Source organism: Bacillus sp. B1(2022), from assembly GCF_040259625.1.
Classification (GTDB): Bacteria; Bacillota; Bacilli; order Bacillales; family Bacillaceae; genus Bacillus; species Bacillus velezensis.
Genome location: NZ_JANIFO010000001.1, coordinates 14,634 through 28,127 on the forward strand (window position 1 = coordinate 14,634; position 13,494 = coordinate 28,127).

Annotated in this window: 15 protein-coding genes; 14 read left to right on the plus strand and 1 reads right to left on the minus strand. The window is 47.6% G+C overall.

Features of this window, described 5'->3' with window-relative positions:
- The first annotated feature begins 45 nt into the window (after positions 1 to 45).
- Positions 46 to 417 carry a DUF423 domain-containing protein gene (locus NQS30_RS00080; protein ID WP_003150969.1) on the plus strand — a complete coding sequence of 124 codons (372 nt, stop codon included), beginning with the start codon at positions 46 to 48 and terminating at the stop codon, positions 415 to 417.
- Between the two features lie 46 nt (positions 418 to 463).
- Here NQS30_RS00080 and gerQ read toward each other — a convergent pair whose 3' ends face one another.
- Complete coding sequence (gene gerQ, locus NQS30_RS00085) at positions 464 to 1,015, minus strand: spore coat protein GerQ (RefSeq protein WP_007407693.1); 552 nt, start codon at positions 1,013 to 1,015, stop codon at positions 464 to 466.
- A 280-nt stretch (positions 1,016 to 1,295) separates the two neighbouring features.
- Here gerQ and NQS30_RS00090 point away from each other — a divergent pair, with 280 nt between their 5' ends.
- The 13 genes from NQS30_RS00090 to NQS30_RS00150 all read left to right on the plus strand — a co-directional run bounded on the left by NQS30_RS00090 (position 1,296) and on the right by NQS30_RS00150 (position 13,485).
- Positions 1,296 to 2,066, plus strand: coding sequence for a glycosyltransferase family 2 protein (locus NQS30_RS00090; protein WP_003150972.1), 771 nt, complete (start codon positions 1,296 to 1,298; stop codon positions 2,064 to 2,066).
- Positions 2,067 to 2,070: 4 nt separating this feature from the next.
- A complete protein-coding gene (locus NQS30_RS00095; RefSeq protein WP_015240805.1) occupies positions 2,071 to 3,495 on the plus strand; it encodes a capsular polysaccharide export protein, LipB/KpsS family in 1,425 nt (474 codons plus the stop codon).
- Positions 3,496 to 3,517: 22 nt separating this feature from the next.
- Complete coding sequence (locus NQS30_RS00100) at positions 3,518 to 4,687, plus strand: DegT/DnrJ/EryC1/StrS family aminotransferase (protein ID WP_012118727.1); 1,170 nt, start codon at positions 3,518 to 3,520, stop codon at positions 4,685 to 4,687.
- Complete coding sequence (locus NQS30_RS00105) at positions 4,688 to 5,551, plus strand: GNAT family N-acetyltransferase (protein ID WP_032868197.1); 864 nt, start codon at positions 4,688 to 4,690, stop codon at positions 5,549 to 5,551.
- On the plus strand, positions 5,551 to 6,672 hold the full coding sequence (locus NQS30_RS00110; RefSeq protein ID WP_015240802.1) for an N-acetylneuraminate synthase family protein: 1,122 nt from the start codon (positions 5,551 to 5,553) through the stop codon (positions 6,670 to 6,672). Before NQS30_RS00105 ends, NQS30_RS00110 begins: the two co-directional genes overlap by 1 nt.
- The gene (locus NQS30_RS00115; RefSeq protein WP_015240801.1) at positions 6,665 to 7,405 is read left to right on the plus strand and encodes a cytidylyltransferase domain-containing protein; all 741 of its coding nucleotides are present in this window, start codon (positions 6,665 to 6,667) and stop codon (positions 7,403 to 7,405) included. The genes NQS30_RS00110 and NQS30_RS00115 overlap by 8 nt, the downstream gene beginning before the upstream one ends.
- A gap of 1 nt (position 7,406) precedes the next feature.
- Complete coding sequence (locus NQS30_RS00120) at positions 7,407 to 8,411, plus strand: PseG/SpsG family protein (RefSeq protein WP_015240800.1); 1,005 nt, start codon at positions 7,407 to 7,409, stop codon at positions 8,409 to 8,411.
- Between the two features lie 27 nt (positions 8,412 to 8,438).
- Complete coding sequence (locus tag NQS30_RS00125; protein WP_012118722.1) at positions 8,439 to 9,176, plus strand: sugar phosphate nucleotidyltransferase; 738 nt, start codon at positions 8,439 to 8,441, stop codon at positions 9,174 to 9,176.
- Between the two features lie 2 nt (positions 9,177 to 9,178).
- Positions 9,179 to 10,126: a dTDP-glucose 4,6-dehydratase gene (rfbB, locus tag NQS30_RS00130; protein ID WP_007407684.1), complete on the plus strand. Its 948-nt coding sequence runs from the start codon at positions 9,179 to 9,181 to the stop codon at positions 10,124 to 10,126.
- Positions 10,127 to 10,146: 20 nt separating this feature from the next.
- Complete coding sequence (gene rfbD / locus NQS30_RS00135) at positions 10,147 to 10,995, plus strand: dTDP-4-dehydrorhamnose reductase (RefSeq protein ID WP_095352562.1); 849 nt, start codon at positions 10,147 to 10,149, stop codon at positions 10,993 to 10,995.
- On the plus strand, positions 10,992 to 11,447 hold the full coding sequence (locus tag NQS30_RS00140; RefSeq protein ID WP_003150986.1) for a dTDP-4-dehydrorhamnose 3,5-epimerase family protein: 456 nt from the start codon (positions 10,992 to 10,994) through the stop codon (positions 11,445 to 11,447). Before rfbD ends, NQS30_RS00140 begins: the two co-directional genes overlap by 4 nt.
- Before the next feature lie 348 nt (positions 11,448 to 11,795).
- Positions 11,796 to 12,722, plus strand: coding sequence for an ABC transporter ATP-binding protein (locus NQS30_RS00145; RefSeq protein WP_025285446.1), 927 nt, complete (start codon positions 11,796 to 11,798; stop codon positions 12,720 to 12,722).
- Between the two features lie 64 nt (positions 12,723 to 12,786).
- A complete protein-coding gene (locus NQS30_RS00150; protein ID WP_218791413.1) occupies positions 12,787 to 13,485 on the plus strand; it encodes an ABC transporter permease in 699 nt (232 codons plus the stop codon).
- Positions 13,486 to 13,494 lie beyond the last annotated feature (9 nt).

Below are 13,494 nucleotides of genomic sequence, written 5' to 3' on the forward strand. Positions count from 1 at the left end.
TATGATTGAATTGGAAACTTTAACGAAAAGGCGGGAGAAAAATAGATGAAAGTGTTTATTATTCTTGGTGCGATTAACGCTTTATTGGCCGTGGCGCTGGGCGCTTTCGGCGCGCATGGGCTTGAAGGGAAAATCCCCGATAAATATTTGCAGGTGTGGCACACAGGCGTGCAATATCATATGTATCACGCTCTCGGTCTTCTGGCTGTCGCGTTTTTGGCCGAAAAGCTTTCTGGCGCAGGCAGTGTTTCTGTTGCGGGCTGGCTGATGTTTGCGGGCATCGTTCTGTTTTCAGGAAGCCTGTACGTATTGAGCGTGACGCAGATTTCCATTCTCGGCGCGATTACACCGCTCGGCGGCGTGGCGTTTATCATCTCTTGGATTATGATTATCGTCGCGGCCGTCAAATATTTATAAAGAAAAAAAGCCAATCCTCTGTCAAGTGAGCGATTGGCTTTTTGATTTATCTCGGAGAATAAGAAGACATGGAGTACGGATAAGTATAAGCGATTTCCTCATCAAACGTGATGTAATCAAGGTAAATGGTCAGAAGCAGATAGCGGGTGCCCGTTTTCGGATCGCTGATGATGATATGGTCACGTCCCGCCGCCTGAATCACACCGCGGAAAATCTTTGAATTCCATTCTTTGCTGTTTTCAAATGTCATATAAATCGTCGCCGTTTTGCCCCGGTTCAACCGCAGAATATTTTCAATGTATGACTCTTCAATCGGCAGCATGCCGGGAACGTTTTGTGACGATGATGGGCCTGACGGAATCTGAAAGCTGCCGCCGCCCTGCTGCTGCGGCTGGCCGGGGAACCCCCCGCCGAAGCTCTGCTGGCCTTGCTGCATCGGCATTGTCATTTGCTGCTGCATCGGCATCATTTGTGATCCTTGGCCCTGAGGCTGCGGATAAGGATTAGGCCCGAGCTGCGGCTGGTATCCTTGCATATCCATTCCCATTCCCATCCCCATCCCCTGCATTTGCTGATATTGATTCTTTTTCGGTTTCATATTGTTCCTCCTTTGATGAAAACCTCTTGATGCTGAAACCTCCTGACAAGTATCAGACAGCCGACAGAGCGGCTGCTGTTTTTATCTATTCCACCATATGAGCCCAAAGAAAGATTTATGCGAAAAAAGAAAATACGCTCCAATGAGTCCGGGCATCAGAGCCGGCTTTTTTTGTGCGCGCAATGCTGACTTTTCACATAATAGTCTGTATTCCTAGCGCATCTTCCGCATAAGGAACATATGATAGCGGTAGTTTCAGGTGCGAAAAGGGGGTGACGAGTTGCCTAAAGTGTCAGTGATCATGACGAGCTATAACAAAAGTGACTATGTGGCCCGCTCTATTAAAAGTATTCTGTCTCAGACGTTTACGGACTTTGAGCTGTTCATTATGGATGACAACTCAAATGAAGCGACATTGGCGGAAATACGTCCTTTTCTCACGGATGACCGCGTCCGGTTTTATCAAAGCGATGTATCGGGCGTCAAAGAAAGAACGGAAAAAACACGCTACGCCGCCTTGATTAATCAGGCAATAGAAATGGCGGAGGGCGAGTACGTGACGTATGCGACCGACGACAACACGTATGTGCCGGAACGGCTTGAGAAAATGGTGAAAGAGCTTGATGAAGACCCGGAAAAAGCCGTCGTGTATTCAAGTTCCAAAACCTATCATCTGAATCAGCGGAAAGAGACGGTGAAGGAGACGGCCAGGCCCGCCGAACGGATCGTGTGGAACGCGCCGTGCGCCATTGACCATTGTTCGGTCATGCACCGGTTTTCCGTGCTGGAACAGGTCAAATCGGCATTCGGTTCCTATTGGGATGAAAGCCCGGCGTTTTACCGGATCGGTGACGCCCGTTTCTTCTGGAGAGTGAATCATTTTTATCCGTTTTACCCGATTTCTGAGGAGCTTGATATCAATTATATTACCGATCAATCCATCCATTATCAGCTTTTCGCGGCGGAGAAAAACGAGTTTGTGAACAGCCTTCCGCAGCAGACCACGTGCCGGGAGCTGAGGGAATCATTAAAAAAGCTTGGAAAGGGGTGAGGGCTTGTCGGCATACTTAGCGAATTATTGGGTGCTGTACCGGCAGTATATTGACCTTTTTCAGTCACTTCGCTACAAAGACATCCCGCTCGCATTGATCAGTAATTTTTATCAATATATCAGTCCGGCGCTTCGGGAGAGCATGGAGCAGAACCCAGAGCTTTTCGGTCCGGCTGATCAGCATATTCCTGAAGCCGGTATACAGCCATATTATGATCAAAAAAGGCAAAACATTAAGAAAACAGATGAGAAACCGGTAAACGGAAAAGTCATTCTGCATTTCGATCATCTTCGGTTCACCGAGGGAAACTACCGGCAGTTTGACCCGGCAAAAACAGCGGTACTGGCCAGATGGAGTCTGCCTGACCATTACGGGCTGCCCGTTATCTGCAAATTGGAGCTGACGGGAATGGGGCAAAAAGGGAACCCCGTCCCTTATATTGAAAAAGCCCATTCCATTTTGAAAGAGCTTCACAGCCATCCCGCTTTCGGAAACAGAGAATTTCAGGAACGTTTGTATAAAGACATTCCATTATTTATTGAAGCGATTGACGCCATTGATATTTTGTTTACGGCCGAAAAGATTTCCGCCGTTGTAGTCGGCACGACGGAGGATATTTACAGCCGTGTGCTGGCGCTGATGTCCGCGAAAAAAAACGCCGTCAGCATCTGTCTTCAGCACGGAGCGCTCATGGGAGATGAAGCGTTTCTGCCCGTATTTACGGACTATCAGGCCGTATTCGGGACTTATGAAGCGGAGTGGTATAAAGCAAAAGGCTGCAGGGATGAACAAATCATCATCACGGGGCATCCCCGTTTCGACGAGATTTTCTCAAGAGAGCCGATAGATCAGGACACGTTTTACCGCAAACTTTCTTTTCTCCCGTCACAGCGGACGGTGCTGATCGCCACGCAGCCGTTTTCTGATGAATTTTATACGGGCGTGCTTGAAGAGCTTGCCGGCCAAAAGAACATGCAGCTCATTATTAAACCGCATCCGTGGGAAATCGGCAAAAACAAGCTGGATGCTTACAATCAGGTGCTGCGGAAATATAAAGCAGGCAAAATCATCAAAAAAGAGATGGAGCTGTATGATATTCTCCCGTATGTTGACGCTGCGGTGACACAGACATCAACGGTCGGTCTTGAAGCGATGCTGTTTCAAAAGCCCGTGCTGATCGGAAAATCAGCGGGAACCCGCAGATACCCTTATTATCACTCACTTGGAGAATTTGTCTTTGAGGACCCGCAGGCACTCGCTCAGGAATTAATCCGGATATGCGAAAGCCCCGCAGAATATCAAAAAGCGGAACAGGCGCGCCGTGCTTTTGTCGCCGCGAACTACCCGGTTCAGGATTCGCTTGCCGCTTTATGCCAAGTGCTTCAGGAAAAAACCGGAGTCAGCTTCAGACGGGTTGACCCTTCATAAAAAAGATAGGAGCGCAAAGAAAATGGTGCAAAAAAGATCAGCTTTTCTTCCCTATTCATTGCCCATGATCGGGAAGGACGAAATTCAGGAGGTTATTGATACGCTTGAATCGGGCTGGCTTTCAAAGGGACCGAAAGTAGAGGCGTTTGAAAAAGCCTTTGCCGCCTGGACGGGGGCAAAGCACGCGATCGCGCTGAACTCATGTACCGCCGCTTTGTTTTTGGCCCTGAAAGCGAAAGGGATCGGTCCCGGCGACGAGGTCATCACGTCTGCCGTGACGTTCAGTTCAACAGCCAATACAATCGTGCACACAGGCGCCGTTCCGGTGTTTGTTGACATCGATCCGCTTACGCTGAATGCGGACCCTGAAAAAATTGAGGCGGCCGTCACCCCGCGGACAAAGGCGATTGTACCCGTTCATTTCGCCGGCCAGTCGTGTGATATGGATCAGATTCTGGCCATTGCCGAAAAGCATCAGTTATTTGTCTTAGAGGATGCCGCACATGCCGTGTATACCACTTACAAACAGAAAATGATCGGATCAATCGGTGATGCGACGGCATTCAGCTTCTACGCGACAAAAAACCTGGCAACCGGTGAAGGCGGCATGCTGACGACGGACGATGACGGGCTTGCCGATCAGATCAGGGTGCTCAGCCTTCACGGCATGAGCAAAGGCGCGTGGAACCGCTATTCTTCAAACGGAAGCTGGTACTACGAGGTCGAAACGCCCGGCTATAAAATGAATATGTTTGATCTTCAGGCAGCGCTTGGGCTTCATCAGCTGAAACGGATTGACAGCATGCAGCAAAGAAGAGCCGACATTGCGAGCCGCTACCAGGACGCCTTCAGACACATGAAAGGGCTGACCATCCCACATGTCAGTGATGACGGGCGGCATGCATGGCATCTGTATGTTCTTCAAATAGAGGAGCAGGAGGCCGGGGTCAGCCGGAACGATCTGATTTCCGCTTTAAAAGACCAATATAATATCGGCACAAGTGTTCATTTTATTCCGGTTCCGTTCCATCCGTATTATCAAAAAACGTACGGGTATAAGGAAACTGACTTTCCGGCCGCGGCCGCGTATTATCACCGCACCGTGTCACTCCCTCTTTATCCGTCAATGACAGATGACGACGTTGAATACGTCATTGCAGCCGTTACGGATATCGTCAAAGGGGCTGATTAGGTGTACAGACTGAGGGAAAATCTTGCGCAGGACATGATTCATACCTTCCTGCATCAGAAGGGCATCCAGCCGGAAGCCTATGAATCGTCGCTCTGTTTATTGGAAGAAAACAGCCTTCAAGGCGTGATTTTATATGAAAACTCTTCGTGGGAAAGTCAATTGTTCCGAAAAAATATCATCAATGTGAAGCTTGCAGCCGCAAACAGCGCCGGACAGCTCAAAAGGCTGTTTCAGGAATTTTACGCGGCAAGGCGGGCGGCAGGCACTGATTTTATATTTATTAAAATACCGGCTGAAGATATCGGCGCGATGCAGGTCGTTCAGCAGCTTCCGAACGCTTATTTTGTAGGGAGTCTGCTCAAGCTCGTCAGTCCGGTGCGTGTATATAACAGCACGCCGCCGTTTGAGATTACAGAAGCCGGACCCGGCGACACGGAAGCGATCAGCCGGCTGGCCCGCGACGCCTTTACAAAAAGCAGGTATTACCAAGACCCCCATCTCAGCTATGAAAGTGCAAACCGCCTGTTTGAAGAGTGGGCGCGGAATAATGCGGAAGGCAGAGCTTCGTTACAATTCGCCGCCACATATAAGGGAGAGACTGTGGGCTTTGTTCAGGGGCTGTCTAAAGGCGATGAATTCGTCCTTGATCTGATGGCGGTAAAGCCGGGATTTGAAGGAAAGGGAGCGGGATTCCATTTAGCGGCGCACGTGATTGAACAATCATTGCGCTTTCAGCATAAGACTGTATCAGCGGGAACGCAGCTCCACAATGTAAGAGCCATCCGCCTGTATGAAAGAATGGGATTTAAAGCGGATGCGTCCTATTACTACTATCATGTGTGGCCCGGGAAGGAGGCGGACTGATGGCATCATGCCAAATCGGAACGAAGTCAATCGGCGAAGGTTCGCCCGTATTCATCATCGCCGAAGCCGGAATTAATCATGACGGAAAACTGAGCCAGGCGTTTGAATTGATAGATGCGGCCAGTGAGGCCGGCGCGGACGCGGTCAAGTTCCAAATGTTTCAGGCTGACAAAATGTATCAGAAAGACCCCGGCTTGTACAAAACCGCTGCGGGAAAAAACGTCTCTATTTTTTCTTTGGTGCAATCAATGGAAATGCCCGCCGAGTGGATCGAACCGCTGCTTGAATATTGTAAGAAAAAAGGCGTGCTGTTTTTAAGCACTGTCTGTGATGAAGGCTCTGCCGACTTACTGTATGCGACTTCGCCTTCAGCCTTTAAAATCGCCTCCTACGAGCTGAACCATCTGCCGTTATTGAAATATGTCGCGGGGCTGAAGACACCGATTATTTTTTCCACCGCGGGCGCTGATATTTCAGATATTCAGGAGGCTTATCGAACCATTACCGGCGAGGGGAACACAGAAATTGCGATCATGCATTGTGTGGCGAAATATCCCGCGCCGCCTGAATACAGCAATCTGAGCGTCATTCCCATGCTTGCCGCCGCATTCCCGGATGCTGTGATCGGTTTCTCCGATCACAGCGCCCATCCGTATGATGTGCCGTGCGCGGCTGTCAGGCTCGGAGCGAAACTGATTGAAAAGCATTTTACGATCGATAAAAACCTGCCCGGTGCTGATCACTCCTTCGCCCTCAATCCGGATGAATTAAAAGAAATGGTTGCGGCGATCCGCTCAGTTGAAGCGGAGCTGCGGCAGGGGCATCACGCTCCGGTGCCGGAAGTGCTGTCGGGAAGTTCCCATAAAACGACGACACCGATTGAAGGGGATATCAGAAGGTTCGCTTACAGAGGCATTTTTTCAACAGCGCCGATTCAAAAAGGCGAATGTTTTACGGCGGAAAACCTTGCCGTCCTTCGTCCCGGCCAAAAACCGCAGGGGCTCCACCCGAGATATTTTGAGCTTTTAACTGACGGCGCGCGTGCGGTCAGGGATATCCCCGCCGACACGGGCATCACTTGGGATGACCTTTTGACGAAAGGCAGCCCATATGATGACTGACATTTTGTTTATCATTCAGGCGCGGATGGGAAGCGGGCGTCTTCCCGGTAAAGTGCTGAAACCGATCGGCGGGTATACGATCCTCGATATGATTGTCAAAAGGGTGCGGCAAAGCGCGTATTATGATCAATCGCGGGATAATCTGATCGTCGCCTCGTCTGACAGCAAGACCGACGACATTCTGTCTGCGCACTGCATCAGCAAGAACTACCGTGTGCACCGCGGCAGCGAGCAGTGTGTGCTTGACCGGTTTGCACAAGTCATCGAACAAGTAAAACCGGACATCGCAGTCAGACTGACGGGGGATAACCCGTTTGTCGACCCTTCGCTGCTTGATTTTCTGATTCAATCGCATTTAGATCAGCACGCAGACTACACGTATATCTGCGGTACACCGCTCGGCATCGGCGGCGAGGCGGTAAACGCGCGACTTTTAACGGAGATCAATGCCGACAAAACGCTGGCGGACAAATACCAGGAGCATGTCACGCTTTTAATAAGAGAATCTCCTGAGAAGTACCGGCTTCTCTTTCCTGAGCCTCCGCAGGAACTCCGGGCTCCTCACTTGCGGATGACCGTCGATACCGAAGAGGACTACAGGCTGGCCCGCGAGCTGTACGTAAAAGCGGGCTCGCGTCCTGATATTCCGGCAAAAGAATTGATCCATCTGCTGAATCGTGATCCGGAGCTCAGGGCCATTAATCAAATGATCCGGCAAAAAGAGGCTGATTAGCATGCGGGTTTTGATTTTCGCGGACGGGGGCCGTGACATCGGCATGGGGCACGCGGTGCGGATGAAGCTGCTTGCCGGTGCCATTAAGAACAATTGCTCAATAACGTTTTACGCAAATAAAGAGGCTTCTTCTTATCTGTCATCTGATCAATGGGAAGTGATCATCAAGCCTGACAAGGGACAGAAGGAATTTATTGTCCGGGAAATAAACAGGCAGGCTCCTGACCTTCTCATATTCGATCTGCTCGATATGCCGTGTGACTGGTTAGAGGAAGTCAAAAAGCATTCATCGGCACGCATCGTCTTATTTGAAGAAAAACGGGAACATGTCATTCATTTATGCGATGCCGTTATAAACGGCATTTACGGCGGGCTGAAAAGCCGGACGGTTCAAATGGGCAGCGCCGCGGTATATGAAGGCCCGGATTATATGATTCTTCATCCGGGTTTTGAAAAAGCAAAGCAGCTCTATCAGCTGAGAAAAGAATGCCGGACCATATTGGTTTCATTAGGAGGAAGCGACCCGAAGAAGCTTGTCTTTAAAGTGATGGAAGCATGCCGCCGCATCCCCGACATTCATCGAAAACGAGTGATCATCGTCATGGGCGGCGCCACGGCTCATGCTGATGACGTGCGCGCGCATCTTACACAAATGCCTTATGCCGAGATGGTAAGGCAGACAAATGACATGGCCGCGCTTCTCACGAGGGCTGATATGGCCGTCGTGTCCGGCGGGATCACTTTATATGAAACCATTTGTACAGGTGTGCCCTGCATCGTACTTTCTCAAGTGGAGCATCAAACTGAGACGGCGGAAAAATTCGCCGCACGGGGGGCCGCCGTTCATCTCGGCCTTGGTGAATGCATATCACCGGACGTTCTCGCTCGGCATATGTCTGACATGGCCGCTGATTATCCGATGCGGACCGGACTTCATCAAAACGGAAAGCCGCTGGTTGACGGCAGGGGCATCAAACGGGCGGCGGCGATTCTTTATGATTTGTGATAAAACCACACGTAAGGAAGTGTTCATGTGAAAGGTGTTATCTTAGCCGGAGGCACCGGCTCACGCCTTATGCCGCTGACAAAAGCGGTCAATAAGCATTTACTCCCTGTCGGTCCATATCCGATGATTTACTGGTCGGTCATGAAGCTGGAAGAAGCGGGGATTACAGATATCTTGCTGATTACGCAAAAAGAATATATTCCGCAATTTCATAAACTTCTCGAAACCGGAGAAGAGCTCGGCGTCTCAATCACATATCAGGTTCAGCCCGCCGCATCCGGCATATCCGACGGTTTATCATACGCAAAGCGGTTTACCGGGCGCGATCCGTTCGTTCTGCTTTTGGGAGATAATATTTTTGAAGATTCATTAAAACCTTATACGGAGCGTTTCGCAAAGCAGGGAAAAGGAGCGAAAGTGCTGTTGAAAGAAGTGGACGATCCGGAGCGCTTCGGCATCGCCGAGATTGATGAGAAAAACAAACGGATCAAGTCGATCATTGAAAAGCCGGAGCAGCCGCCGACCAGACTATGCGTCACAGGGATCTACATGTACGACGCAGAAGTGTTTTCCTATATTGAACAAATTTCCCCTTCAAAACGCGGCGAACTGGAAATTACGGATGTCAATAATTTATACATTGAACACAGTGAGCTGACGTATGATGTGTTAACGGGCTGGTGGGTGGATGCGGGTACGCATGAATCGCTCTACCTCGCCGGAAGCCTGGCGCATCAGGCATTACAGAAAGGACAGGAGCATTAATCATGCCAAAATCATATTTAATTACAGGGGGCGCCGGATTTATCGGCCTTACCTTTACAAAGATGATGCTGAAAGAAACGGACGCGCAGATTACCGTCCTGGATAATCTCACGTATGCAAGCAGGCCGCTTGAAATAGAAGCCTTGAAAAAGAACGGCCGTTTCCGTTTTATCAAAGGTGACATTTCTGAAAAAGAGGACATTGACAAAGTCTTTTCCCAAATGTATGACGCTGTCATTCATTTTGCGGCTGAATCCCATGTGGACAGAAGCATAAATCAGGCAGAGCCGTTTATCACAACAAATGTGATGGGCACATACCGACTGGCGGACGCGGTGTTACAGGGAAAAGCCGGCAGGCTGATTCACATTTCCACAGATGAGGTGTACGGAGATTTGGCGCCGGATGATCCCGCTTTTACGGAGACGACGCCGCTTTCTCCGAACAATCCGTATTCGGCCAGCAAGGCAAGCTCAGACCTGCTCGTCATGTCTTACGTGAGAACCCATAAGCTTCCTGCCATCATTACAAGATGCAGCAACAATTACGGGCCGTACCAGCATCACGAGAAAATGATTCCGACCATTATCAGGCATGCCGTAAACGGCACGCCGGTTCCGCTGTACGGCGACGGGATGCAGATCAGAGACTGGCTGTTTGCCGAAGATCATTGCCGCGCCATTAAGCTCGTGCTGGAAAAAGGAACACTCGGTGACATTTACAATATCGGCGGAGGAAATGAACGGACGAATAAAGAGCTTGCGTCATTTATCATGAAGGAGCTCGGTGTCGAGGAACGGTTTGCTCATGTCGAAGACAGAAAAGGGCATGACCGCCGTTACGCCATCAATGCCTCAAAGCTGAAAAATGAGCTGGGCTGGCGGCAGGACGTCACATTTGAAGAAGGAATGAGAAGAACCATTCGCTGGTATACAGACAGCCAAGACTAATCGGAAAGAAGGGGATCCGATTGACGAAGGTATTAGTAACCGGAGCGGCCGGCCAGCTGGGGCGGGAGTTATGCCGTCAGCTGAAGCGGGAAGGGTATGAAGTGATCGCCTTGACAAAAGCGATGATGAACATATCCGACCAGCGTTCGGTGCGGTACTCGTTCAGCCATTACAAGCCGGATATCGTCGTCAATACGGCGGCATACACCTCCGTTGACAAATGTGAAACGGAGCTCGACAAAGCGTATTTAATAAACGGAATCGGCGCTTATTATGCCGCGCTTGAGGCTGAAAACACCGGCGCGAAATTCATTCACATCAGCACCGATTACGTCTTCAGCGGCAAAGGAACACGGCCATACCAGACCGATGATCCCGCAGATCCGGGCACAATTTATGGAAAAAGCAAAAAACTCGGCGAAGAACTGATCCGGTTGACGGGAAAAAACCACACCATTATCAGAACATCGTGGGTGTACGGCAGCGGCGGGCACAACTTTGTCAATACGATGCTGAAACTTGCGGATACACATGATCAGGTGCGTGTCGTTAACGATCAAGTCGGAGCGCCGACGTACACAAAAGATTTAGCCGAAACGGTGATCGGTCTGTTTGACAGGCCGCCGGGCTTATACCATGCCGCAAACAGCGGAGTGTGCAGCTGGTATGAATTTGCCAAGGCTATTTTTGAAGAAAGCGGCAGAACCGCCTCCGTGCTGCCCGTCACGACGGAGGAATACGGAAATGAGACGCCGCGCCCCGCTTACTCGGTTTTGAGTCTTGAGTCGATTGAACGGCAGGGGCTCGGGATGAGGCATTGGCGGGAAGCGCTGCATGATTATTTACAAAGGGAGGGACAGTGCAAGTGATCGAAGGCGTAAAAATCAAAAAGCTGATCAAACACAGCGATGACCGGGGTTTTTTCTCAGAACTCGTCCGTGACGATGAACATCTCTTAGAGCGTTTCGGGCAGGCTTCCTGGTCCAAAAGCTATCCCGGCGTCATTAAAGCATTTCACTATCATGAGAAACAGGATGACCTATGGTTTTTTCCGACGGGCCACGCCCAGGTCGTGCTGCATGACCTTCGCGAAGAGTCGGCAACCAAGGGAGAAACGGATGTCTACTACATGGGAGAAGACAATCCGATGCTCCTTCTCATTCCCAAAGGCGTCGCACACGGGTACAGAGTGCTGGGTGAAACCCCGCTGACCATTATTTATTTCACGACAATGTCCTACAATCCGGATCAGCCTGACGAAAAAAGAATTCCGTGGAATGATGACACCATCGGATTTGACTGGCAGACGGCTCACCGATAGCGCACAAGACGAAGACAGCGGATGTCTTCGTTTTTGTGTTTTTATTGACTTTGATATGAGTGGAGCCAGTGAATAAGATACGACCGCCCACTATATCATGATTGCTGGCCTGAAGAGCAATTTCATCAAAAATGTCTTGGAAGATGGCGGTCAGTTAGGGACCTGAAATTTAAGAGATCCTCCCTTTCTTCTCCTACGGACATCATGCATCCTAAAAAAACAAAAAATGATTTATAGAATGGGGATAGGATTTAATTAGAAAAATCTTAAGAAAAAAGTAATATTTGCTTAAGAGAAAAGAGAACTTTCCTTTATATAGTAGGAGTATATATGGAAAGGGGAAAGCGAATGACATACATCTTAAAAACGAGTCAGCTTACAAAAACATTTAAAGGAAAAGAAGTTGTTTCCGGGGTTAATATGCACGTGAAAAAAGGGGAGATTTATGGATTCTTGGGTCCCAATGGTGCAGGTAAAACAACCATTATGAAAATGATTACAAATTTAATCAAGCCAACAAGTGGGGAAATAGAAATTTTCGGTGAGAAATTAACAGATACGTCATTTGAAGTTTTAAAAAGAATGGGCACCATTATTGAATATCCCATTTTCTATGACAACCTCACTGCTAAAGAAAATTTAGATTTCCATTGTGAATATATGGGCTATTACGATAAAAAATCCATTGACCACGCCATCGAGCTTGTAAAGTTACATAATATTGATAATAAAAAAGTGAAAGAGTTTTCTTTAGGAATGAAACAAAGGTTAGGAATAGCCAGAGCTATTTCTACAAGACCAGAACTTCTCATTTTAGACGAGCCGATTAATGGCCTGGATCCAATAGGTATAAAAGAGTTGAGGGATCTCTTTAAATTACTTTGCAGAGAATATGGAATTACATTATTAGTCTCCAGTCACATTTTAGCCGAAATGGAACAAATGTCAGATACTGTTGGTATCATACAGAATGGCAAGTTAATAAAAGAAGTTTCTATGAAGAGTATAAACGGAAAACAAACAGAGTATATAGAGGTAAAAGTCCAAAATATAAAAAAAGCGTTATATATTTTAGAGCAAAATCTGGGGATAAGAAATTTTAAAATGATTGATCAACAATTAATTCGTATCTATGAAACAGCAGTTACACAACAAGAAATCTCTAAAGCACTTATTCTGAATGACATTGGTATAGAAAGTATAAATAAAAAACACAGTTCTTTAGAAGAATACTTCTTAAATTCTATGAATGGGGAGGGAATACACATTAGATAGATTGCCCGTCTGTGTTATACACCTATTTGCATTGTCTTAAATTCTTCTGCTGGAGGCTATTAGCATGTTAAAACTTATGAAATTAGAGTACAAAAAATATCACTTATCACAGTATTTTAAATGGGTGGCACTTTGGATATTTATCATCTTTGGCTTAGCGGCTTTTATGGGATGGGAATCTAAAAATGAACTTATGTTTCGTGATTATGCAGATTTTATATCTCTAACTAATATTTTAATTAGAATTGTGTTTATTAGTTTTTCTGCTGTGATTTTATCCCGTTTAGTTATTGATGAATATAAAAATAAAACAATACAATTGCTGTTTACTTATCCTTTACAAAGAAAAAAATTAATGCAAGCTAAACTATCTATTGTCTTCCTATTCTGCTTTGTAAGTATTGTTATTGCTACGTTTGTTATTAACTTGTTAATTCTCTTCGTGAGTCCGCACTTATATTTATTCGAGAAGCCTGTTGAAATGAGTGAAGTTATTTCCGCTATGCCATCGACTCTTCTCACCGCTTTTATGATGGGAGGAGTGAGTCTGATTCCTTTATTTTTCGGCATGAGAAAAAAATCAACTTCTGCTACAATCACTTGGGCTGTCATAATCGGGGTCCTTATCAATGCAACAGTTTCCGACGGAGGAGAAACAGTCAGTTTAAGTCAATTTATTATCATTCCAATTATACTTTGTTTATTTGGTTTTTTAGTGGGTTATCTTTCTTACCGTAAGGTGGATCAGAAAGATTTATTGTAGATAAAAGGA